This window comes from Tenacibaculum halocynthiae (assembly GCF_964512825.1).
Lineage (GTDB): Bacteria > Bacteroidota > Bacteroidia > Flavobacteriales > Flavobacteriaceae > Polaribacter > Polaribacter halocynthiae.
In genome coordinates this window covers 22,338-47,202 of the sequence record NZ_CAZELG010000021.1, presented here as the reverse complement: position 1 = coordinate 47,202, position 24,865 = coordinate 22,338, and the positions used below count along the sequence as shown (strand labels likewise).

At 29.4% G+C, this 24,865-nt stretch carries 19 protein-coding genes; 10 read left to right on the top strand and 9 right to left on the bottom strand.

What is annotated here, in order from left to right; genetic code table 11:
* The first annotated feature begins 174 nt into the window (after nucleotides 1-174).
* Nucleotides 175-1,449, top strand: a complete 1,275-nt coding sequence (glyA, locus tag ACKTTQ_RS07255; protein ID WP_408048790.1) for a serine hydroxymethyltransferase — start codon at nucleotides 175-177, stop codon at nucleotides 1,447-1,449.
* Between the two features lie 47 nt (nucleotides 1,450-1,496).
* Here the strand turns inward: glyA and rmuC are convergent, their stop codons facing one another.
* Complete coding sequence (rmuC, locus tag ACKTTQ_RS07250; protein WP_408048789.1) at nucleotides 1,497-2,873, bottom strand: DNA recombination protein RmuC; 1,377 nt, start codon at nucleotides 2,871-2,873, stop codon at nucleotides 1,497-1,499.
* A 103-nt stretch (nucleotides 2,874-2,976) separates the two neighbouring features.
* On the opposite strand from rmuC, the gene ACKTTQ_RS07245 reads away from it, so the two are divergent.
* Nucleotides 2,977-3,510, top strand: a complete 534-nt coding sequence (locus ACKTTQ_RS07245; protein ID WP_093871421.1) for a lysophospholipid acyltransferase family protein — start codon at nucleotides 2,977-2,979, stop codon at nucleotides 3,508-3,510.
* A gap of 4 nt (nucleotides 3,511-3,514) precedes the next feature.
* Nucleotides 3,515-4,456, top strand: a complete 942-nt coding sequence (locus ACKTTQ_RS07240; protein ID WP_408048788.1) for an MBL fold metallo-hydrolase — start codon at nucleotides 3,515-3,517, stop codon at nucleotides 4,454-4,456.
* A gap of 107 nt (nucleotides 4,457-4,563) precedes the next feature.
* Here ACKTTQ_RS07240 and ACKTTQ_RS07235 read toward each other — a convergent pair whose 3' ends face one another.
* From ACKTTQ_RS07235 to ACKTTQ_RS07220, 4 genes are all read right to left on the bottom strand, one after another.
* The gene (locus ACKTTQ_RS07235; RefSeq protein WP_113785894.1) at nucleotides 4,564-7,221 is read right to left on the bottom strand and encodes a TonB-dependent receptor; all 2,658 of its coding nucleotides are present in this window, start codon (nucleotides 7,219-7,221) and stop codon (nucleotides 4,564-4,566) included.
* A gap of 131 nt (nucleotides 7,222-7,352) precedes the next feature.
* Nucleotides 7,353-10,283 carry a TonB-dependent receptor gene (locus ACKTTQ_RS07230; protein ID WP_408048787.1) on the bottom strand — a complete coding sequence of 977 codons (2,931 nt, stop codon included), beginning with the start codon at nucleotides 10,281-10,283 and terminating at the stop codon, nucleotides 7,353-7,355.
* Between the two features lie 16 nt (nucleotides 10,284-10,299).
* Complete coding sequence (locus tag ACKTTQ_RS07225; RefSeq protein ID WP_113785892.1) at nucleotides 10,300-11,298, bottom strand: FecR family protein; 999 nt, start codon at nucleotides 11,296-11,298, stop codon at nucleotides 10,300-10,302.
* Nucleotides 11,299-11,375: 77 nt separating this feature from the next.
* The gene (locus ACKTTQ_RS07220) at nucleotides 11,376-11,942 is read right to left on the bottom strand and encodes an RNA polymerase sigma factor (RefSeq protein ID WP_093871416.1); all 567 of its coding nucleotides are present in this window, start codon (nucleotides 11,940-11,942) and stop codon (nucleotides 11,376-11,378) included.
* 154 nt (nucleotides 11,943-12,096) lie between these two features.
* Between ACKTTQ_RS07220 and ychF the strand changes: the two genes are divergently transcribed.
* Nucleotides 12,097-13,188 carry a redox-regulated ATPase YchF gene (gene ychF, locus ACKTTQ_RS07215; protein ID WP_093871415.1) on the top strand — a complete coding sequence of 364 codons (1,092 nt, stop codon included), beginning with the start codon at nucleotides 12,097-12,099 and terminating at the stop codon, nucleotides 13,186-13,188.
* A gap of 88 nt (nucleotides 13,189-13,276) precedes the next feature.
* Nucleotides 13,277-13,948: a DUF2461 domain-containing protein gene (locus ACKTTQ_RS07210; RefSeq protein WP_408048786.1), complete on the top strand. Its 672-nt coding sequence runs from the start codon at nucleotides 13,277-13,279 to the stop codon at nucleotides 13,946-13,948.
* 38 nt (nucleotides 13,949-13,986) lie between these two features.
* Here the strand turns inward: ACKTTQ_RS07210 and ACKTTQ_RS07205 are convergent, their stop codons facing one another.
* From ACKTTQ_RS07205 to ACKTTQ_RS07195, 3 genes are read right to left on the bottom strand one after another with little or no spacing between them, the layout of a single operon-like run.
* On the bottom strand, nucleotides 13,987-14,736 hold the full coding sequence (locus ACKTTQ_RS07205) for an SDR family NAD(P)-dependent oxidoreductase (RefSeq protein WP_299134383.1): 750 nt from the start codon (nucleotides 14,734-14,736) through the stop codon (nucleotides 13,987-13,989).
* 49 nt (nucleotides 14,737-14,785) lie between these two features.
* Complete coding sequence (locus tag ACKTTQ_RS07200; protein ID WP_408048785.1) at nucleotides 14,786-15,364, bottom strand: TetR/AcrR family transcriptional regulator; 579 nt, start codon at nucleotides 15,362-15,364, stop codon at nucleotides 14,786-14,788.
* Between the two features lie 60 nt (nucleotides 15,365-15,424).
* On the bottom strand, nucleotides 15,425-16,771 hold the full coding sequence (locus ACKTTQ_RS07195; protein ID WP_093871412.1) for an MATE family efflux transporter: 1,347 nt from the start codon (nucleotides 16,769-16,771) through the stop codon (nucleotides 15,425-15,427).
* A 101-nt stretch (nucleotides 16,772-16,872) separates the two neighbouring features.
* Here ACKTTQ_RS07195 and ACKTTQ_RS07190 point away from each other — a divergent pair, with 101 nt between their 5' ends.
* From ACKTTQ_RS07190 to ACKTTQ_RS07180, 3 genes are read left to right on the top strand one after another with little or no spacing between them, the layout of a single operon-like run.
* On the top strand, nucleotides 16,873-17,265 hold the full coding sequence (locus tag ACKTTQ_RS07190; RefSeq protein ID WP_093871411.1) for an acyl-CoA thioesterase: 393 nt from the start codon (nucleotides 16,873-16,875) through the stop codon (nucleotides 17,263-17,265).
* 32 nt (nucleotides 17,266-17,297) lie between these two features.
* A complete protein-coding gene (locus tag ACKTTQ_RS07185; RefSeq protein WP_093871410.1) occupies nucleotides 17,298-18,416 on the top strand; it encodes a DEAD/DEAH box helicase in 1,119 nt (372 codons plus the stop codon).
* Between the two features lies 1 nt (nucleotide 18,417).
* Nucleotides 18,418-19,038, top strand: coding sequence for a trimeric intracellular cation channel family protein (locus tag ACKTTQ_RS07180; RefSeq protein ID WP_093871409.1), 621 nt, complete (start codon nucleotides 18,418-18,420; stop codon nucleotides 19,036-19,038).
* An 89-nt stretch (nucleotides 19,039-19,127) separates the two neighbouring features.
* Here the strand turns inward: ACKTTQ_RS07180 and ACKTTQ_RS07175 are convergent, their stop codons facing one another.
* Entirely contained in the window at nucleotides 19,128-19,559 is a 432-nt protein-coding gene (locus ACKTTQ_RS07175) for a hypothetical protein (RefSeq protein WP_408048784.1), read from the bottom strand.
* 318 nt (nucleotides 19,560-19,877) lie between these two features.
* Here ACKTTQ_RS07175 and ACKTTQ_RS07170 point away from each other — a divergent pair, with 318 nt between their 5' ends.
* Together ACKTTQ_RS07170 and ACKTTQ_RS07165 are read left to right on the top strand one after the other, a co-directional pair.
* Entirely contained in the window at nucleotides 19,878-24,185 is a 4,308-nt protein-coding gene (locus ACKTTQ_RS07170; protein ID WP_408048783.1) for a glycosyl hydrolase family 18 protein, read from the top strand.
* A 119-nt stretch (nucleotides 24,186-24,304) separates the two neighbouring features.
* On the top strand, nucleotides 24,305-24,865 hold the full coding sequence (locus ACKTTQ_RS07165; protein WP_408048782.1) for a muramidase family protein: 561 nt from the start codon (nucleotides 24,305-24,307) through the stop codon (nucleotides 24,863-24,865).

Genomic DNA, 24,865 nt, shown 5'->3' with positions numbered 1-24,865 from the left:
TTTTTGAATTTTAGAGAGGTAAAAAACTAAAAAATGTAAAAAAATGCACACAAAAGATTAATATAGTATCAATAATTAACTAATACGTATAAATGTGTGAAAATACTTACTATCCAAATAAAAATTATTGAGAAAATGATTACATTTGGCAACAAAATTTAACAACACATAGTAATGCAAAAAGATCATCAAATTTTTGACCTTATAGCTGATGAAAAAAAACGTCAGTTAAATGGGTTGGAGCTAATAGCTTCTGAAAACTTTGTAAGTGAGCAGGTAATGGAAGCGCAAGGATCAATTTTAACTAACAAATATGCAGAAGGATATCCTGGAAAAAGGTATTATGGAGGATGTGAGATAGTTGATATTGTAGAGCAAATAGCAATTGATAGGGCTAAAGAATTATTTGGAGCTGCATATGTAAATGTTCAGCCTCATTCAGGTAGTCAGGCAAATACAGCTGTGTTCGCTACATGTTTAAAACCTGGTGATACTATTTTAGGTTTCGATTTATCTCATGGAGGTCATTTAACTCATGGTTCACCTGTAAATTTTTCAGGAAAATTATACAACCCTGTATTTTATGGTGTTGATAAAGAAACTGGGCTTATAGATTACAATCATTTAGAGCAACAAGCTAATGAACATAAACCTAAATTAATTATTGCAGGAGCTTCAGCGTATTCTCGTGATATTGACTTTAAGAAATTTAGAGAAATAGCTGATAGTGTAGGTGCAATTTTAATGGCTGATATTTCACATCCAGCTGGTTTAATAGCTAAAGGAATTTTATCTGATCCGTTACCTCATTGTCATATTGTAACAACGACTACACATAAAACATTACGTGGACCTCGTGGTGGTATGATTATGATGGGACAAGATTTTGAAAATCCTTTTGGATTAACCTTAAAAAGTGGAAAGCCAAAAAAGATGTCGACTTTATTAAATTCATCGGTATTCCCTGGAAATCAAGGAGGACCTTTAGAGCATGTAATTGCTGCTAAAGCAGTTGCTTTTGGTGAGGCGTTAACTGATGGTTTTTTAGAGTATCAAATTCAAGTTCGTGAAAATGCTAGAGCAATGGCTGCAGCTTTTGTAGCGAAAGGATATGATATTATTTCTAAAGGAACAGATAATCATATGATGTTAATTGATCTGCGTAACAAAGGAATTACAGGTAAAGATGCTGAAATAGCTTTAGGTAAAGCTGAGATAACAGTAAATAAAAATATGGTTCCTTTTGATACAGAATCACCTTTTGTAACTTCTGGTATCCGTATTGGTACTTCAGCAGTAACTACACGTGGTTTAAATGAAGAAGATATGATTGTTGTTGTTGATTTAATTGATGAAGCAATAACAAATGCTACTAATGATGAAGCATTAGAAGCAATAGGAGAAAAAGTATTTGACTTAATGCATCAAAGAAGATTATTTGTGATGTAACTATTATATTAAAACAATAAAAAAGCGACTTTATTAAGTCGCTTTTTTTAATCCTCTTCTTGAGCTCGTTCTATTATTTTTTCAGGAAGTGCTTTCTTAGCTTTAGCTCCCATTTTCTTTAATTTTTCTACACTAGTAATCAAATTACCTCTACCTTCTACTAATTTGTTCATGGCAGAACTATAATCAGCTTTTGTAGCATCAATTTTTTTACCAATACTTATCAAATCTTTTAAAAGACCGTCAAACTTATCATACAAAGCACCAGCTTGTCTTGCAATTTCTAAAGCATTTCGTTGTTGTTTTTCATTATTCCACATGGTATCAATAGTACGTAAAGTAGCTAAAAGAGTAGTAGGAGTAACAATCACGATATTTTTTTCAAAAGCTTTATTGTATAAAGTATTATCTTCATTTAAAGCTACAGCAAATGCAGGTTCAATAGGAACAAATAGCAAAACAAAATCAGGAGATTCTATTTTATAAATATCCTCATATTTTTTTTCTGAAAGTTGCTCTACATGTCGTTTTAAAGAGTTTACATGTTCTTTTATAAAACGAGTTTTTTCAATAGCATCATCAGTATTTACATATTGTTCATATGCAGTTAAAGAAACCTTAGAGTCAACAATCATTTTTTTATTATCTGGTAAATGAATAACTACATCAGGTAGTATACGTTTACCTTCATCGTTAGTAAAAGATTGTTGAACAAAATATTCTCTATCTTTTTCTAATCCCGATTTTTCTAAAACACGTTCTAATACTAGTTCTCCCCAGTTTCCTTGTGTTTTACTATCTCCCTTTAATGCTCTAGTTAAGTTAATAGTTTCTTTACTCATTTGGGTGTTTAGCTCTTTTAAACCATGTAATTGTTCTTTTAGAGCTGAATGCATTGAAATACTTTCTTTTTGAGAATCTTCAACTTTCTTTTCAAAAGTTTGTATTTTTTCTTGTAACGGACTTAGTATATTTTTTATATTTTCTTTATTCTGTTCAGTAAATTTATTAGATTTTTCATCTAATATTTTATTTGCAAGGTTTTCAAATTCTTTGGTAAACTTATCTTGTAGTTTCTCAACCTCTTCTTTATTTTCGTTTAACTTTAATTGTAAGTTTCTTAGTTCTTCATTTTTTCTAGCTAATTCAGTAGCAGAGAAATCTTTTTCTCGTCTTAATTCATTATTCTCTTTTGTTTTATCATCCAAGCGTTTTAAGAAATCTTCTTTTTGTTGAATAAAAACCTGTTCTTTTTCATTCTTCTGAGCTTCTGCATTTGATATAGTAACAGCTAAGGTGTTGTTTTCTTTTTCTAATGTATCTGTAGCTTTATTTAAAGCTAATTTACCTAGTAAATGGCCAATAATAACACCTAATACTAATCCAGAAATTGTTGTGATTATTAATAGTAAAGTAGTACTCATTAAATGAAAAAATTAGTTGAACAAGCAAATATAACGCAAGATATTATAAAAATGTTTGTTATTGTTACTGAAAACCGTATCATTGAGGCATATTTTATAAGAGATGATATCTAAGTTTATATATACCAAAATTTTAGGATGGAAGTTAGTTGGAGAATTTCCTAAAGAATTAAAAAAATATATAGTTATTGGTGCTCCACATACTAGTTGGAAAGATTTTCCAATAGCGATCTTAGCAAGAAACTCATGGGGAGTAAAAATTAATTTTATAGGAAAAAAATCATTGTTCAAGCCTCCTTTTGGTTTTATTTTTAGATGGTTAGGCGGTGCACCGGTTGACCGTTCAAAAAGTAATAATAAAGTAGATGCTATTGTAGATGTTTTTAATAAGCATGATGAGTTTCGTTTAGCTTTATCACCAGAAGGAACAAGAAAAAAGGTAGATAAATGGAAAACAGGTTTTTATTACATAGCAAAGGGAGCCAATGTACCTATAATAATGTTTGCCTTTGATTTTGAGCATAAGCAAATAATTTTATCAGAACCTTTTTATCCTACTGATAATATGGAAAGTGATTTTGAACACTTTTATTCTTTTTATAAAGATATAAAAGGAGCTAATCCTGAATTATTTTAAGAATATGAAAGTTAAAAGTCTACTATATATTATTTTTATTTTATGTGTTTTTTCTTGTGTTAAAAAGGAAAAACTAAAAAACATTCCTAGTGTTCCTTATTTTGTAGTGTTAGGAGTTGCACAAGATGCTGGATATCCGCAAATAGCTTGTAAAAAAGAATGTTGCTTAAAAACTTATACAAACTCTAGCTTGGAAAGAATGGTTAGTTCTATAGGTTTGGTTGATCCGATAACTAATGAAAGTTGGATGTTTGATGCAACACCTGATTTTACGAAACAAACTAAGTTATTATCTACCTATACAAAGAATAAAGATATTCCAGATGGTATTTTTTTAACTCATGGACATATAGGACACTATACAGGAATTATGTTTTTAGGTAGAGAAGCAATGAGTGCAACTAAAATGCCAATTTATACAATGCCAAGAATGAAAACATATTTGGAAACTAACGGACCTTGGAGCCAGTTAGTAACAAACAATAATATTGAGTTAAAGGCATTAAAAAAAGATTCATCACTTGTTTTAAATGAAAGAATTAGTATAACTCCAATTTTGGTACCACATAGAGATGAATATACAGAAACAGTTGGTTATTTAATTAATAACACTTCTAAAAAAGCATTGTTTATTCCTGATGTTGATAAATGGGAAAAGTGGGATAGAAGTATTGTTGATTATATAAAACAAGTTGATATAGCGTTTTTAGATGCGACTTTTTTTAAAAATGGAGAGATTAACAGAGACATGAATGAAGTTCCTCATCCTTTTGTTGAAGAAAGTATGAAGTTGTTTGAGGGGTTAACAAATGATGATAAAAAGAAAATCTATTTTATCCATTTTAATCATACAAATCCATTATTAGGTGAGGGAAGTGATGCTGAAAATAGAGTTAAAGAAAGAGGATTTAATATTGCTAAACAAAATTCAATTATAAAATTCTAATATCACAATTCAATTATTTTATTATTTAATATAAAACCCCGAAGCTAGGGGAATGCTTCGAGGTTTTAGTTGCATATAATTAAATATAATGAAAGACAATTATCTTATTAAAACTTGTAATTAACCGATAAGTTAAACATAGATCCTAATTGACTGAAATGGTAACCATCGTATGTCATTTGAGAATAACGTTGGTTAAAAGTAATTAAGTTGGATTGTGTTTTAACTTGTGCAGGGTCATTTAAAATTGCTTGTCCAGCTGCGTTTTCAGCTTTAAAACTCCATTCTGGTAATACGCTTAAAATGTTATTAGCATTGAAAGCTACTGTCCAATTATCATCTATATTATAGTTCACACCTAAGTCAGTTACAATTTGTGGAGTAAACTCAGTTCTTAAGTTACTGTCCATACCAGCTTGCTTAAACTTCGTTGTTCCAAAGTAAGTGTTGTTTAAAGTAAATCCAAAGTTACCAACATCATATGTTGCTCCTAAAATCCATTTAGTGTTTGGTCTTGAAGTAAATAATAAAGCTTCCTGAGTTGCGTCAATTAAAGCACTACCATTGTTATCAGTTCTACCATTTTCAAATGTATAGTTACCAGATAAATTAAACCCTAATTTACCATTTCCTAATTCTAAATTTTTATAACCAATTACAACATCTAATCCTGACGTTCTTGTGTTAATTGCATTTGCAAAATAACTAACAGTACCAAATGTAGTTGAAAGCTCATTACTTAAAACAATTCTATCATCAACTTCAATATTATAATAATCTAAAGTAAAACTAAAATTATTGAATGGCTTACCTCCAATACCAACAGTAAAGTTTGTAGATTCTTCAGCCTTTAATCTAGGAACCCCTAATTGTCTAGCTTCTCTTGAAACATTATTAATTAACCCACTCACTTGAATACCTGAACCAGCCACAAAGCTATATTGTTTCTTTTGTGTATATATTTGGTGTAAAGTAGGAGCTCTAAATCCTGTAGAAGCAGATGCTCTTATTGTATATTTATCATCAGCAAACTTATAACGTGAGCTTACTTTCCAAACAAAAGTACTTCCAAAATCTGAATAGTTTTCAGCCCTAACAGTACCGTTTAATTGAAAATCTTTAGTAGCATCCCATTCAACACTAAAATATCCACCTAAGTTATAACGGTTGAATTCTCCAGAGTTTTCTGGTCTGTTACCAGCAAATGAATCGGCACCAATTCCATCATAAGAAGCTAAACCACCTTGAATTACTTCAAAATCTTCAGCTCTAAATTCAGTACCTAGTGCAATAGATACATTATCAGATAATATTTTTGAAATATCTAAATTTCCTACTACATGGCTAAAAGCAGTACCTCCTGGTTTAAAAGATATTGGACTATTTTCTCTATAGATATTTTCATTATTAGAATCAAGAATTGTACTTCTATTATGAGAATTACTAACAGTATAGGTTTGTTTGTTACCACCTACAGTTATACTACCATCAACATTCCAGTCATTAATAGTTGATTTAATACCAACTGTAGCATTATAATCTCCTAAAAGACCTTCAAAAGTAGGAAGGTATCCATCATAGCCACCTGCATTTGTTGGATGATCACCAGGGAAGAAATTAGCTAAATATGGAAAGTCACCAATTGTTCTCCAATATGGAGTTCTATAGTTAGCAAAACTGTTAACCATTTTATATACGTAGGCAGCATTGAAATATAAATCAGAATTTTCACTTAAATCATGACTACCGTTAATTAAGAATTTTGCAGCTGTAGTTTGAGGAGAAGCGTTAATATTACCAGCATCTGGTTTACGTCCTAAAAATTCATTTACAAAATTAATATTAGCTCCAAAATCGGCAGCTTCACCTTCAGCATCTACAGTACCTGGTCTGTTAGCCATTTTAGTTTTTGAAAAATCAATAGTGTAGTTTATAAAACCTTTTTTACCAAATCTACTTCCATTATTTACACTAACACCAAGCATTTCACCATCTCCTTCACCAGTAATTCCAGATCTAAATGTTGCAGAACCATTTTTATAATCCTTTTTTAAAATGATATTCATTACACCAGCAATAGCATCAGAACCATATTGAGCAGATGCACCATCACGTAAAATTTGAATAGTTTCAATTGCGTCAGTTGGGATACCAGAAATATCAGCACCTGTTTCACCTCTACCAGGAGATGTTTGTGTATATAATAATGAACTTAAGTTTTTACGTTTACCATTAATAAGTATAAGCGTTCTACTTGGTCCCATGTTTCTAATTTCATATGGATCAAGTAATGAAGTAGCATCATTAACAGGTGTTTGTACTGTATTAAATGATGGTATTTTATACTGTAAAGCTTTATCAAAAGTTGTTTGACCGGTTGCTTGTAGTTCTTTTACACCAACAACATCAATTGGTAATGAACTTGTAGTATTACTTCTAGAAGGAGTTCTACTACCTGTTATAATTACTTCATCAAGTTCTAATCCTTCTTTTAAAACAATATTAAATACTTTTTTACCATTAACTGAAACTTCCTGTGTTTCATATCCAGAAAAACTAACAACAAGTATTGCTCCTTCTTGGACTGTCAGGTTAAATTTTCCATCAAAATCAGTATTTGCACCATTTTGTGTGCCTTTTTCAATGATATTTGCGCCAGGTAGGGCATCATTGTTAGAGTCTGTGACTGTTCCAGAAATTTGCATTTGTGCCCATGTAAAACCACTAAATACAATTGTAAAGAGTAACGTGAAAAGTTTTTTCATAAATAAAAATTTAGTTAATAATTAAGAAGGTTTTTGCTGTTTTGTTATTTTATTAACAGTAGCCTTGTATTATTATTAAGTTGAGTTTTATTTTTCTATACTCTGTTTTTTTGAAAAAAGTTAAAATAAAGTTAAAAATTAACAGAAAATTTACTGTAATAGAAAGCTCCATTACTACCCATTTGAACAGCATCCCATAGACCTCCACTATCAGTATTTCCGCCTTGTTGAGTAGGGTAGGTGTTAAATAGATTGTTGACACCAATTTGAATTGAATAATTTTTTGATAATTTATAAGAAAAATGACTATCTAAAGTGTATTTTGCACCATAGTCATCTATTGAGGCTGATAATCTTTCTTCAGGAGAGTTGTTAAAATTACTAAGCGGCTTATTTATTTGCCAATCAAGTAATCTAAGACTACTAAACCTTGTTATACTTGAACTTAATGATATATTTTTATTACTGTAAATAGCATTTAAAATTAATTTATGTTTCGGAGCTGAAGCAAGTAAAAAATATTGTTCTCTTGCTCCAAAAAATGTTTTTAAATCAAGATCTTTATTGTTTATCCTTGTAATTTTCATCTTATTAAAATTTCCTGAAAAATTAATAAAGAGTTTAGAAGTTGTAAATTTTTTACACCAATTAAGTTTAAAATCTAATCCGTAAGTTGAAGTGTTAACCCCATTAGCAAAGAATTGAACATTTTGAACATTAGGGTCAATACTTGATGCATCAAAATTTCCACTCAAAATAATTCTATCTTTTATAAAAATATAATAAGAGTCGATAAAGAATTGTAAATTTTTACTTGCTTTGTGACTTATACCTAAACTATAGTTAACAGCTTTTTCTTCTTTTAACTGTTTAATTCCAAACTTGTTAGTGATTGGGTTGTTGTTAGCTATTAAAAATGATTCAACAGGTTTGTTATCTATGTAGTTGGTGAATTTTAAATTATAATAAATTTGAGCTAATGAAGGAGCTCTAAAACCTGTACTAAATGATGCTCTTAAATTTGTTGTTGAAGTAACTTTAAACCTAGTAGCAATTTTAGTATTAATAGTGTTTCCAAAATCACTATAATTTTCATAACGAAAAGCTGTTGTTAGAAGCCACTTTTTTGAAAAATCTATTTCGCTATCAAAATATAAACTAAAACTTGTACGATTCCTGTTTACTTTATTTAAGGGCGAGTACCCAGGAAAACCTTGAGATCCTCCAGGTCTAATTTTATTGTTTAAGGTAGGTATTTGATTAATAGGTGTATTACTATTAACAATATTACCATTAAGGTCATAGGAAGCATAAGAGCCTTCTTCTCCAGCAAAAATCTTATAACTTTCAATTCTATTTTCTAAACCTAAGGCAATGTTTAGGCCTTTAAAAGTGGATCGAAAATATTTTGAAATATCAAAGTTTGTTGTATTTTGACTTAAGCTATGCCCACCAGCATCAAATTCTTTTGGAGATTTATCAAGAAGGGTAGCATTTAGAGTTTCTTTTATGAAATAATGGAAATTATTTTTTCCATACGTGTTACTAAAGTCAATATTCCATCCTTTTAATTTTCCTTTTAAACCTAGTGTAAATGACTTATCTGAAATGTTAGAAGTAATCATTGGATTAAATCCATTTGGATAAATACTTATTATATTTCTTTCACTATCTGAAGTTCTAGTAAAAGCATAAGCTTCAGTGTTTTTAAAACTATATCCTCCATTTGTGTAAGCTCTCATTGTAGGGGAAATAGGTATTTCAGAATTGATGAATAAATTACTACTTTTTAGTGCTGCATCGCCATATTTTTGTCGAACATTTGTACCATTTCTAAATGTATGATCTTTAGAAAGAAACTCTGCTGAAACATTTACAAAACCATTTTTATTAATTTTAGTTCCGTAATTTACATCAGCTTTATAGGTAAATCCATCGATGCCTTTTTTACTTTGATCTGAATTATTATTTGCATTATAAAACCCTACAGTTGAATTTATATTTGTTTGATTAACATTATCTTTTAAAACTATATTTATAACACCTGCGATAGCATCAGAACCATATTGAGCAGAGGCTCCATCTTTAAGAACTTCTATTCTTTTAATTGCAGAGGCAGGAATAGCATTTAAATCTGTACCAGAATTCCCTCTACCTCTTGTTCCGTATAAATTGATAAGTGATGCTTGATGTCTTCTTTTACCATTAATTAAAACTAATGTTTGATCTGGTCCTAATCCTCTGTATGTTGCAGGAACAATATGATCAGCTCCATCTGAACCTGATTGTTTAGTAGCATTAAATGAAGGAATTTCATTTTGAATAAACTGATTTACCTCTAAAAATTCACTTTTCTTTTTAATATTATCTATTTCGATAACATCGGTTGATACAGGTGAGTCTACTTTCTTTCTTTGATTATTTCTAGACCCGACTATTAATATTTCATCTAATTCAATTCCCGATTTTAATAATACTCTTAAAAATTTATTTTTTGTTTGAACAATTTCTGTTTTATATCCTATATGAGTAAATATGATAGGATTATTTATAAGAAGCTTTAACTCAAAAGATCCGTCATTTCTAGAAATGGTTCCATTTTGGGTATTACTTTCAATAATATTAACTTTTTTTATTGGTTGATAATATTGATTAAGTACAATTCCTCGTACTGTAACTTCTTCCTCTTTTTTATTGATACTATCTTTTAATAGTTTTAATTGTGTTTTGTATAATGATTTTTGATTTGTATAATATTTATTTTTTATTGAAGCATACAATACATAATAGTTGTTTCCAAGATAATCTATTTTGTAAGAAGTTAATTTTTTTAATAATTCAATTGACTGATTTAGTGGGAGCTTTTGTAAGTTTTGAACTTCTACTTTTTGATCTTTTATAACAACAGGGTTATAGGTAAAAAACACCTTATGTTTATTGCTTATTATATTTAAAGCATCACTAAGAAGTAACTGTTTTTTATTTTGAGAATAGCTAGTAAGAAAATAAAAAAGGCAAGCAAAGAATAGTATAAAATGTATTTTAGTATTCTTTTTGGACATTAAAAAAGGTAGTTGGTTATTTTTTATAAACCACTAATTTAGTATTTTCTTTTTTAATAATAATATTTGTTGATTTTTTTATAGCATTTAAACAGATATCTAAATTAGTTGTAGGAACTATTCCAGTAATTAAAAACGCTTTAGTTTCAGGGTTTTTATAAGTGAAATTTACTCCATAGGTATCTGTTACCTTGTTTAATGCTTCTTCTAATGTATAGTTGTTAAAAATTAACTTTCCATTTTTCCAAGATGTTTTCTCTTCATTTGAAATTAATTTTTCATCAACTGTTATTTTTTTATATTCAGATGAGTATTCAATATAGTTACCCGGTATCATTTTTTTAGATTTTCCATTATTCATAGTTAACCAAATACTACCTTCTTCTAAATATACTTTTGTTTTTTCTTTTTTAGTATTAACGTTAAATTCTGTTCCATATACTTCTACTTTTAGGTCATCAGTATTTACCCAAAATTTTGCGTTAGTGGTTTCTTTTTTATTAACTTTAAAATAAGCCTCACCTTTAAGCCATACTTTTCTAACATCATTATTTTTATATGTAATGCTAGAGTTAGAGTTTAATGTAACAGAAGTACCATCTTTTAATTTTAAATCTAACGTTTCACCATATGCTGTTTTATGAGTAATATACGATGAGTTTAAAAAAGTAGTATATATACCTACAGAAATCAATATTAAAATACTTGCAGCAACACTAATTAGAGTTAAATATTTTTTATTTAAAATATTATTTTTTTTGTTTTGAGTAGCTTTTAGTTTAGTTTCAAGTTTGTTCCACTCAATATTTAACTTTTCTTCTGGTATAGACGTTTTTTTAAAATTAATGCCTAGTAATATATCACGTGCTTCATAAGCAATATCTTTCTTTAAAGGATTGTTTTTTAACCAAAAATCCCAAAAAGAAATATCAGATAACTGACTGTTATGAGCCCAGTTTTTAAATGATGAATCATTTAAAAAATCATGAATTGTATTATACGTCCTTTTAGCCATTAAATTATAGTAATACTAACTGTGTATATATATAAAGTACATTATTTTATATATATACTCTTTTTAATCCCGCAAATTTATGAATTTAATAATTGTAAAATAGCCATTTCTTCTCTTAAATTTTTAATAGCTTTATGAAGTATATTTATTACACTTTGATAGTTAATATCCATTGTTTCTGCTATTTCTTTAGCTTTTAAATTACAATGAAATTTTAAATAAATAACTTCTTTTTGTCTTTTGGGTAGTTCGTTGACTAGTTTGGTAAGGTTTTTATTTCTAAAGGTTGTTGATTCTTGGTTAGTTATAAACTCTTCTGGGGTAAAATTTATATCAACAATATTTTTATCAATGTTTCTAACTATTGAATATTTTTTAATCTTGTTTATTCTCTTAATAATAAATCGTCTGTAAGAAGAAAATAAGTAAGGAGCAATCTTATCTAAGTCACTTAAGTTTTCTTTGTGTTCAAATATATATACAAAGAAATCTTGTAAAGAATCTTCAGTAATAACAGGATCTTTTGAAATTTTTAGACCATAACTAAATAGAGGAGGATAAAACTTTTTGAATAGTACAGAAAAAGCTTTAAGATCACCTTCTTTTAATGATTTCCATAAAATGTCATCAGATAAATTACTCATTAATTAGTAGTTAATTCCCGATAAATGTAGTGAAAAAAATATTAATATGATAAAAAACTGTTAAACTAGTTGTATTAGGTTCTACAAATTATAGTCATAAAACCAAGTAATATACTATATTTGCATTCGCAAAAAATATCAATAACATATTATAATGAAAGCTGGAATTGTAGGATTACCAAACGTAGGAAAATCGACATTGTTTAATTGTTTGTCAAATGCTAAAGCGCAGAGTGCAAATTTCCCATTTTGTACTATTGAACCTAACATAGGAGTGGTGAATGTACCAGACCCAAGAATTCAAGTTTTAGAAGGTATGGTAAATCCTGAAAGGGTAATGCCAGCAACTGTAGAGATTGTTGATATTGCAGGTTTAGTTAAAGGAGCAAGTAAAGGAGAAGGTTTAGGAAATCAATTCTTAGCAAACATTAGAGAAACTGATGCTATTATACACGTATTGAGATGTTTTGATAATGATAATATTATTCATGTAGATGCTTCTGTTGATCCAGTAAGAGATAAAGAAACTATTGACATAGAATTACAGTTAAAAGATTTAGAAACTGTTCAAAAACGTTTAGAACGTGTAAAAAGAACTGCTAAAACTGGAAACAAAGAAGCTCAAATAGAATTAGAGGTTTTACTAAAAGTTGAAAAAACTTTATTAGAAGGTGTTTCTGTTAGAGCTATTGAGTTCTCTGAAAAAGATCAAGAGATTGTAAAGTCATTACAATTCATAACCTCTAAGCCTGTATTATATGTTTGTAACGTAGATGAAGGTTCAGCTGTTTCTGGAAATGCTTATGTAGAAAAGGTAAGAGAAGCTGTAAAAGATGAAAATGCAGAAGTTATTGTATTAGCAATAGGAACTGAGGCAGATATTACTGAATTAGATGATTACGAAGAGCGTCAAATGTTTTTGGCTGATATAGGTCTTGAAGAAGCTGGTGCCTCAGTTTTAATTAGAGCTGCATATAAGTTATTAAATTTACAAACGTATTTTACTGTTGGAGTTAAAGAAGTAAGAGCTTGGACTATAAACATAGGTGATACTGCTCCACAGGCTGCTGGGGTAATTCATACCGATTTTGAAAAAGGTTTTATTAGAGCTGAAGTTATAAAGTATGATGATTATACTTCTTTAGGTGGTGAACAAAAAGTTAAAGAAGCTGGAAAGTTAGGAGTAGAAGGAAAGGAATACATTGTTCAAGATGGTGATATCATGAACTTTAGATTTAATGTATAAAACATAGTTAAATTAAACATATATAATTAACCCTATTGAAATATTTTCTATAGGGTTTTTTTGTATATTTAAATCAAATTTTAGTTAGATGCAATTCGAAAAAAAAACTTTTCAATTTTTACAAGATTTAGAAAATAATAATAACCGAGATTGGTTTGCAGAAAATAAAAAAGTGTATGACCTTTCCTTGAATAATGCGAAAGAATTATTTACTGAGATAAATCAAAACCTAGAGTTACATGATGAGATTGAAAAGCAAAAAGTATATAGAATATATAGAGATGTGCGTTTTTCAAAAGATAAAACACCTTATAATCCTCGTTTTGCAGTTTCCTATTCAAGAAAAGGTAAAGAATTAAGAGGAGGGTACTTTTTACAAGTTAAGCCTGGAGATACAGTTTTAGGAGGGGGCTTTTGGCAACCAGAAAAAGAAGATTTATTTAGAATCCGTAAAGAGTTTGAATTAGATGCTTCTGAAATAAGAGAAATACTTGCTGAAGAAAACTTTATAAAATATTTTGGAGGGAAATTAGAAGGAGATGAACTAAAGACTGCTCCTAAAGGATTTGATAAAGAACATGAATCAATAGATTTAATTAAAAAGAAAGGTTTTATAGCTATTAGAAGGTTTACAGATAAAGAAGTCATGTCTAAAAACTTTTTAAACGAAATAGATGCTTCCTTTAAAACTCTTAGACCTTATTTTAATTTAATGAGTGATATACTTACTACAAATTTAAATGGAGAGTCAATACTATAAAAAAAGCTGAGATTATATCTCAGCTTTTTTATTTATTATTATATTTGACTTAAGCCACCATCCACTTCTAGTTCAACTCCATTAATATATGAAGCGTCTTCTGAAGCCAAAAATAAAGCTGTATTAGCAATTTCTTCAGAAGTTCCAAATCTGCCTAAAGGTACTTGGCTAGCAAAACCTTTCCCCATTTCTTCTACAACATCTTGTGGTAAGTTCATTTTTCCATAAATAGGTGTATCAATAGGACCAGGGGCAATTGAGTTTACACGAATTCCTCTAGATTTAACCTCAGATGTTAATACTCTAGCATAGGCTCTTAAGGCTCCCTTACTAGCTGAGTACACTGATAAACCATCAAAGCCTTTTTGATGTACAATAGAGTTAGTAAATAGTATACTTCCATTATCATTCATATATGGTAAAGCTTCTTTAGTTGCTAAAATCGGACCTTTAACATTTATATCAAAAACCTCATTATAATGTGCTGTTGTAATGTCTGTTGTTGTAGCAAGAGGTGCAACTCCTGCATTTAAATATAATACATCTATGTTTCCATACTTTTCAACAGCTTTTTTAATTAGTGTTATGTTATCTTCATCTTTAGATACGTCAGCAACAACAGTTATAAAGTCGCCAGATAAGCCATCTGTAGCTTCATTTAAAGCATCTTCTCTTCTACCTGCTAGTACAACTTTAGCACCATTCTTTAAGAATAATTTAGCAGTTGCTAATCCAATTCCACTATTTGCACCTGTTATTACGGCTACTTTGTTTTGTAATTTATTCATTTTTAGTTTTTTTATTTGAAACGTTCGTTTCAAATTAGGTTAAAAAAAATTATTTTAATGTAGAAAGGGTTGTTTTAACTATACTTTCTAATTGTTTACAATTGTTCATTAAAATTCCAGAAATACTTAAACCTTGAATAGAGTTTAATAAATATAAAGCATATTCATATGCAGTATTATTTTTGTTGATAGAACCTTCTTGTTGCCCTTTTTCAATAAAATCTTGAAATAATTTAATCATGCTTTTATGATTATTATCTAAGAACTTTTGAATTGTAACTTCTTGATTGGCCATTTCTGAAGTACAATTATTAATTAAGCAACCTATATTTTTATTATTCTTATTTTGCTTAATATTTAATATAAAAATAGCTTCAATTGCTTTAAGAGGTGAATTAATATTCTTTAAAATATTTTCTATACTACATTTAAAGTTAGTTTGATAACTTTTTAAACAAACTGTATATAAATCTAGCTTGCTACCAAAAGTATTATAAATACTAGATCGGTTTAAGCCAGTTGCATCTACTAGATCTTGCATAGACGTTAAGCTGTAGCTTTTCCGATGAAAAACTTTAGTAGCTTGTTTTATTACAACTTCTTTATTAAAGGTTTCTACTTTTGGCATTTAATTGAAATGAACGTTCCAAATGTACGAGTTTTTTTAATATGATAAAAAAAGATAATGTTAATTATTAATTTTTAAGTTTAAACGAATTTCTCTTTGCAAGAAAAAATAAGTAATTAGAGTAGATAAAATATCTGCTATAGGAAAAGAAATCCATACGCCATTAATACCATAAAATTTAGGCAAAACATATACTAATGGAATTAAGAAAAACCCTTGTTTTAATAAAGTTAATAATAATGCAGGTAATGCCTTGCCTGCCGCTTGGAAATAAGCAGACCCTATAAGTTGCGTAGTAATTACCGGAGTTGCTAAAAAGGCAATAATTAAAGCATTTGGAGTTTGGTTTAATAATTCTTTATCATCTGTAAAAATACCCACTAGCTGAGAAGGAAATAGCATTATTAAAATAAAAATAAATGTAGCGATACCCGTACCAAATATAATAGATGTTTTAATAGATTCTTTAACTCTTTGTGAATCATTAGCGCCATAATTATAACCTGCAATAGGTAAAAAACCTTGAGTAACCCCAAGTACAGGGAAAAGTGAAAACATCATAACTCTATTAATTATACCATAAATAGCTATAGATATTTCACCCCCATATTTAAATAATGTAAAATTTAAAATGATAACAAGAACACTAATAGTACCTTGTCTAATTATTGTAATACCACCTAAAGAAACAATTTCTTTTAAAATGGAAAAGTCAATAATAAAATACTTTGGAATGATCTTTAATTCGGTATTTTTTGAAAGAAAAAACCATAAAATAAATAGTCCGCTTACAGCATAAGAAATTGAAGTAGCTAAACCAGCACCGTACATGCCTAAATTCATAAATTTAATAAAAATGATATCTAGTAAAATATTTGCTATTGCAGGTAAAATTAAAGTAAACATAGCATAATTAGGTTTACCTATAGCTCTTGTTACTGGATTTCCCATCATAGCAAAAGCTAAAAAAGGAATTCCCCAAATAATGACATGGAAATATTCTGTAGCAGGAACTATAATGTTACCATTTGCACCAAATAATTCTAAAATTGAAGAACAATAAAGGGTACCAATAAAAACAAAAGAAAGGGATAGTACAACAGTTAAGCTTACCTGATTACCAAAAACTTTATAAGCTTTGTATGTGTTTTTTTTGCCTAAAGCTCTCGATATAATAGAGCTACCGCCAATACCAATACCCATTCCAATAGAAGAAATAAGAAATGCAATAGGTAAAACAACAGTAATTGCAGCAATAGCCATAACACTAATCCAACGGCCAACAAAAATTGTATCAACTATCATATTTAGAGACATTACTAAAATCCCTATCGAAGCAGGAATAGCCTGTTTTAAAAGAAGTTTACTTATTTTTTCAGTGCCAAATTTGTTAGTAATTTTATTCATATGTAGTTTTCAGTACTCGAATATCATAAATATTATGTTATAGTAGTAAAATGAAGATAAGATTTAAGTAAATATTAACATCATTCATGTAAGTTTGCTGCATGAAATTTTACGAGAATAAACGTGTTGTGTCTTCTAACGAAATAGATGAATATAATCATGTAAATAATGTAGTATATGTTCAGTGGATGCAAGAAATATCTAATGAACATTGGTCAATATTAATAAAAGATATTCCTAAACCAGATTATGTTTGGTTTGTAGTAAGACATGAAATAGATTATAAAAACCAAGCAGTTTTAGGCGACAAAATTATAGTAAAAACGTGGGTTGGTAAAACAGAGGGAATAAAGTCAATTCGTCATTTTGAAATGTATAGAGGTGAAACTTTATTAGTGAAATCGCAAACAACATTTTGCCTACTTGATGCAATTAAATTAAAACCTAAAAGGGTAACTAAAGAAATAACAAACTTACTTTTAGGCAAAAAATAAGCAATATCTTTGCAGTTATAAATAAATTAAGGATGACAACATTTAGAGAGTTAGGGATAAGAAAAGAGTATGTAAAGGGGTTAAAAGAGTTAGGAATAACTATTCCAACAAAAGTACAAGAAGAAGCGATACCTTATTTATTAGAAAATAATTCAGATTTTATAGGATTGGCTCAAACTGGTACTGGTAAAACAGCTGCTTATGGCTTACCTATTTTACATAAAATTGATGCATCAAAAAATACTATTCAGGCTTTGATTTTATCACCAACTAGAGAGTTGGTTCAGCAAATAAAAAAACAATTATTTAAGTTTACGAAATATGTTGATGATAAAATTTTTTTAGAAGCTGTTTATGGAGGTGAAAAAATTGATCGCCAAATAAAAAATTTACAAAGAACAACTCATATTGTTATTGCTACTCCTGGACGTTTAATTGATTTGATAGAAAGAGGAGAGGTAGATTTAAACGATATAAAAACACTTGTACTTGATGAAGCTGATGAAATGCTAAGTATGGGGTTTAAAGAAGAGTTGAATCGTATTTTAAAATATACTTCTGGAACAAGAAAAACATGGTTGTTTTCAGCAACTATGCCAGATGAAATAAGAAGTATTATAAAAAAATATATGAATGCCTCAGCAAAACAAGTAGAGGTGAATAAAAACTCATTAGTAAATGCTAATATCACTCATCAGTTTGTTGAAACCACAATTCCTGAAAAAGTAAATTTAATTGTTAAGTTCATAGAAAGAAGAAACTCAGAAAGAGGAATCATTTTTTCAAGAACAAAAGCAGGTGCTCAAAAACTAACAAAAGAATTGAAAGAAGAAGGTTTTTCTGTAGAAGCTTTAGAAGGAGATATGCAACAAAAGGAGCGTGATAAAGTTATGCGTGCATTTAAAAAAGAAAATTTACAAATATTAGTTTCAACTGATGTAGCAGCTAGAGGTATAGATGTACAAAATTTAGGGTTTGTTATTCATCATCAATTACCAGAAAAACTAGAGTATTATACGCATAGAAGTGGAAGAACAGCAAGAGCTGGTAAGAAAGGAGTTTCTTTAACTTTGATTCTTAAAAATGAAAGAAGTCGTATTAAAGAGGTTGAAAGATTGTTACAGATAAGAATTTCTGAAATTACAATTTAAAATGAATATAATTTATGCAATAGATATCATTGGTACGTTTGCTTTTGCTATAAGTGGAGCTCTGGTTGCATTAAAGAAAGATTTTGATGTTTTTGGAGTTATTATTATTGCTTTTGTAACTGCAGTTGGAGGAGGTATGGTACGTGATGTACTAATAAATGCGCACCCTATAAACTGGATTGGAGATATAAATTATATATGGACAATTTTAACAGCTGTTGCTATAACTTTTTTATTTAGAAGTAGAATAGCACCCTTGCGAAAAACTATGTTTTTGTTTGATACAATTGGTATAAGCGTTTTTACTTTATTGGGCTTACAAAAAGGATTATCATATAATTTACACCCATTCATAGCTTTAGTAATGGGAATGGTTTCAGCAGTTTTTGGAGGTGTAATTAGAGATGTTTTAACAAGAAAGGTACCTTTAATTTTTAAAAAGGAAATATATGCATCTGCTTGCTTAGCTGGTGGTGTAGTGTATTTAATACTTGGTTACTTTAATATAAATGAAGATATTCACTTTATTATATCAGCAACAGTGATTATTATAATTAGAACAGTTGTGGTTAAATATGAGTTGGAGCTTCCAAAAATAAAAAATGATTTATTTGGTAAATAGTTGTTTAGTATTTAATCTATAATGGCATCTTTTATCAATAAAAAAACAGTAATTTAATTACTGTTTTTTTATTATAAGTTATTTTTTATTTAAGATATCCAGCCTCGATCAATACTTTTTTTAGTATAAAAATATAAGAATACTGCAACTACGATTACCATAATGGGCATTATTACTACACCAGGTCCGTAAACTTCAAGAGCTTTACTTAAAAATACATTATAAGTCATTTGAATAATTATAGCTATTAATGAAATTAAAAATACAATTAAGGCTAGTTTTTTTCTTAATAAGAGTAAAATACAACCTAATAAACCTCCAAAAACAGCTAATGCAAAAGCTGCCATTACCCATGAAGGAGTGTTTAGTATCATTTCTAAATGTTCCTCTTCATACATGGCTTTAAAAGCATCTGTTTTATAGGCTTGTTGAATATATGCATTAACACCCATAGCGTTCCATAAGAGAGCTATAATACCAATAATCCAAAAAAGAATATTAGGTTTGCTTGAATCTGTCATTTTTTTTAAATTTAGTTAACTTTCCTAAAACTACATATAAAGAATTGATAATCAAAATTTAATGATAATTTTACTTAGTTTATTGTTAATAAATTACAGAGGTGAATATTAGAAAAAATTTACAATAAAAATTAGAATATATAAAAGTATTCGTGAATAAAAAAGTGTAATAGAGTGTTGTTTTCGAGTTGTTTGTCGATTTTTTTTTTTGATGCTATCAATAAACTATAGCTTAAAAAAGAAATTAATTTAAAAACTAAAAACTTTATGAAACCCTTCTCATTCGTTCGAGAAAAACTATCAATAGTTTTTCTTCTAATGACTACATTCTTGTTTTCACAAGTAAACACAGGTGGAACAGCAACAACGTCAAATCATCAAAAACAAGTTATAGGTTATATAACAAATTGGGATGCATGGAAAACAACAACAGCCGGAATTCCTGGACAAGGTGCTTTAACGCATCTAAATATTGATTACTCTAAATATACGATCTTAAATTATTCATTTTTTGGAGTTGCTAATGATGGTTCACTACATAGTGGTGATCATAGAAATAAGCAGATATATCAAAGTGGAGCTACACAAGCGCCTAATGATATTTTTATGAAAGATATTTATAGTAGTTGGGATATGCATATATTATTTGGAGAAATAGATCCTTTACAGCATATAAACGCAGATGCAAAAAGAAGAGCAGAAGCTCAAGGGTTCCAAGTTGAATTGGAAGGAACTACTTGGACGCATCCTACTTGGGGATTAAGTGGGCCACTACCTTTACCTTTACACAAGGAAAGTGGTGCTCCTGGTTTACTTGAATTAGCGCATCAAAAAGGAGTAAAAGTAATGGCTTCTATTGGAGGATGGAGTATGTGTAAGCATTTTCCAGAAATGGCTGCTGATCCAGTAAAGAGAGCAAGATTTATTGAAGATTGTAAAAAACTTATTGCTACTGGTTTTGATGGTATTGATTTAGATTGGGAATATCCTGGGCCATACTCAGGTATGAACTTTACAGGTACACAAGCCGATTTTGCTAATTTTGAGAACTTAGTAGAAGAAATTAGAGTAGCTATAGGCCCTGATAAATTAATTACATCTGCCATGTCAGCTGACCCAAGGAAATTAGATGGTTTTAATTGGAATAAATTATCTAATTCAATGGATTACTTTAATATGATGACCTATGATATGAATGGTGGTTGGTCAAACAAAGCTGGGCATAATGCACCAGTATATCCATATGCAAATGCAGAAGTTTCTTTTTTTAATTGGCAAGCAACTCTACAAAAATTAGTAGATAATGGTGTCCCAAAAAATAAAATTTGTTTTGGTGCTCCATTTTATGGTAGGGGAGTAGTAACTGAAGGAGCTGCTGATTTAAATGCTAAAACAGTTAAAAAGGCAGTAACAATTCAACCAGATGGCCCTATACAAACAGCTTCTGATTATACTAATTGGAAGTTAGAAGTGTATGATGGTACTCCTAATTATTTTTTTATAAAGCAAAAAGCTTTGTCTCCTAATAGTGGATGGACAAGAAAGTGGGATGATGAAGCTAAAGTACCTTATTTGGTTAAAGGAAATTTCTTTTTAAGTTATGATGATGAAGAATCTATAGGCATAAAGGCTCAATTTATAAACGATAATGAACTTGCAGGTACTATTGTTTGGACAGTTTATGGTGATCTTGAAATAAGTGGTTCAGCGACATCTTTTGGAACCAAATTGAAACGCTGGTCAAATGTAAAGTCGCCTCTTGTAAATAAAATGAATGAAGTTTTTGCTAATGGTGGAACAGGAGGAAATACTTCACCCTCAGTAAGTATAACTTCACCAAGTAATAATGCAACTTATGCAGAAGGAGATACTGTTACAATAAAAGCAAATGCTTCTGATAGTGACGGAACAATTAGTAAAGTCGAATTTTTTAATGGATCTACAAAATTAGGAGAAGATACTACTTTACCTTACGAATTTACATTAGAAAACATTGTAGCTGGGAATTATACATTAACTGCTAAGGCTACTGATAATGATAATGCTGTATCAACTTCATCAATTGTCACAATTGTTGCTAATGGAACCGGTGAGAATTTACCACCAATAGTTAGTATAACTTCTCCTACTGATGATGCTATATTTAATGAAGGTGAAACAATTGAGGTAAAAGTTGATGCCACTGATAGTGACGGAACAATTAGTAAAGTCGAATTTTTTAATGGGTCAACAAAATTAGGAGAGGATGTAACAAGTCCTTATAGCTATAATATAGTAAATTCCTTAGTAGGAACATATACACTAACTGCAAAAGCAACTGATGATAAAAATTTAAGTGCTACTTCATCTGTAATAACAGTAAAAGTAAATGGAGGTACAGTAGATAATTGTAGTGGAATAGCTGATTGGTCAGCTACAATTACATATAATGGGGGAGAAAATGTTAAATATAAGAATGTTAACTATCAAGCGAAATGGTGGACAAAAAATCAAACTCCAGATACACATACAGGTGATGGTCAACCATGGAAGAAGATAAAGGATTGTACTGGAACTGGTGGAGGTGATAATGTATCTCCAACTGTAAATATAACTTCACCATCAACTAATGCAACTTTTAAAGAAGGGGCGACTGTTGAAATTACTGCAAGTGCTTCTGATAGTGACGGAACGGTTAATAAAGTCGTGTTTTTTAATGGAACTACAAAATTAGGAGAGGATACAACAAGTCCTTACAGTTATACCATAACTAACGCCTTAGAAGGAACGTATACATTAACAGCTAAAGCAACTGATGATAAAAATGCTTCAACTACATCTATAGTAGTACAGGTTAAGATTGAAAAAGATAATACTGGAGGAACTGGTTGTGATGGAGTAACACAATATGCAGCTGGAACTTCATATAATCAAAATCAAGAGGTGCAAAATGGAGGAGATAAATTTAAATGTAATGTAGCTGGTTGGTGTTCATCAGCAGCAGCTTGGGCTTATGCACCAGGAACAGGAGCTCATTGGCAAGATGCATGGGCTAAAGTAGGAAGTTGTAGTTCAGGAAGTAGCCCAGAGGTAAGTATTACATCTCCTGTAAGTGGAGCTGTATATACGGTAGGTGGTTCAATTACAATTAATGCTTCTGCAACTGATGATGGAAGTATTTCAAAAGTTGAATTTTTTAATGGAACAACAAAATTAGGGGAAGATACTAGTAGCCCATATTCATATACGTTAGCAAATGCACAGGCAGGTAAATATATATTAACAGCAAAAGCTACTGATAATGAAAATAATTCTACAACATCTTCTTCTGTTGTAATATCAGATGGAACACAAACTCCAATATCAGGAAAAATATTAGTTGGTTATTGGCATAACTTTGATAATGGCTCAACAATTCCAAAATTAAGAGATGTGTCATCTAATTGGGATGTTGTTTGTGTAGCGTTTGCAGAGCCAAAAACAGGTAGTAAATCTGATATGAAATTTTCCCCATTTAGTATTTATGGAGGAAACATAAATGAATTTAAAAATGACGTGGCTATTTTACAAGGTAGAGGTCAAAAAGTATTAATTTCTATAGGAGGAGCTAATGCTCATGTAGAGCTAAATAATGAAACAGATAAAAATGAATTTGTTACATCAATGACAAGTATTATTAATACATATGGCTTTGATGGTTTAGATATTGATCTAGAAGGAAATTCTCTGTCTTTAAATTCAGGTGATACGGATTTTAGAAACCCTACAACACCAAAAATAGTAAACCTTATTCAAGGTACTAAAGAGGTAATAAATAATGTAGGAGCAAGTAAATTTACATTAAGTATGGCTCCAGAAACGGCATATGTACAAGGTGCATATGGAAATTATTCAGGAATCTTTGGAGCATACTTGCCTGTAATACACGCTTTACGTGATCAAATGGATTATATACATGTACAACATTATAATACAGGTTCAATGTTTGGTAGAGATGGTAAAATATATCAACCAGCTACAGCAGATTTTCATGTAGCAATGGCAGAAATGTTAATTACTGGGTTTAAGGTAGCACAAACAGGGTTAAATTTTCCAGGTTTAAGATCAAATCAAGTAGCAATAGGTTTACCAGCTGAACCAAGAGCAGCAGGAAGTGGATATACATCAGAAGCTATAGTTCAACAAGCATTAGATTATTTAATTAAAGGTACATCGTATCCAAATAGAACTTATACTACTAGTACTACTTATCCTGAATTTAGAGGGTTAATGACTTGGTCTATAAATTGGGATTTAGCTAATAATTCTACTTTTTCTACAAGCCATAAGGCATATTTTGATTCTTTAGGTCAACAACTTAGAAAATCACCAACAACTAAGCAAGTTTTAAGTGAAGAAGAAGTAAAAGTATTCTCTAACCCAGTAATTAATAATTTAATAATTGTTGATTTAAATATGAGAGAGGCTAATATAAATTCTGAAATTGAGGTGTTTGATATTAATGGTGCTGTAGTTTTTAGAGAGAAAACAAATTTAAATACAAGTAAAAAAGTATTTAATGTTAGCTCTTTAAAAAGTGGATTGTATTTTTATTCTTATAAGAGAAATAATAAAAAACATATTGGTAAATTTATTAAAACAAATTAAAGGCAAAGCGTAATTTTGTTATTAACCCCATATAGGTATATATACTATGTGGGGTTTTTATTGTTATAATGTAATAGCTTAAAGATTAGTATATTTGATGAGAGTTAAAGAGAAGAATAATGAGGAAAACTTTTTTAATATTTTATTTACTACTATTTATTAGTAGTTATACGTACGCTCAAGAAAGTAAATTGCCAAAAGGGTGGGATAAAATTTCATTGAATGGTAAAATAGCTTATATGAATTTAATAACTGGCGATGTATCAAAAGTTTTACCAATTAACCCAGCTACAAAACCTCAAAAAAAGATAAAGGTTGAATATGACCCAACAATAACTCATATAGTTCAAAAAGGAGAAACATTAAGTACAATTGCAAGAATGTATAATCTAAATTTAGGGAAGTTATATCAATTAAATAGTTTGGAAAACTTTGATAAGATTGAAATAGGTGATGAGATAGTGGTGGGCTATGAAGATTTAAAACAAAAAAAAGAAGTTTCATCTATTGATGAAAAATCAACGGAAGTTAATGTTGAAAAAATGAATCATATTGTTGGTTCTGGCGATACATTATATAGTATAGCAAAACAATACGGAAAGTCTGTAACTGAAATTAAAAGTATGAATAATTTAAAAAGTAATACTATTTTTATTGGGCAACGTTTGTTTATTGAGTAA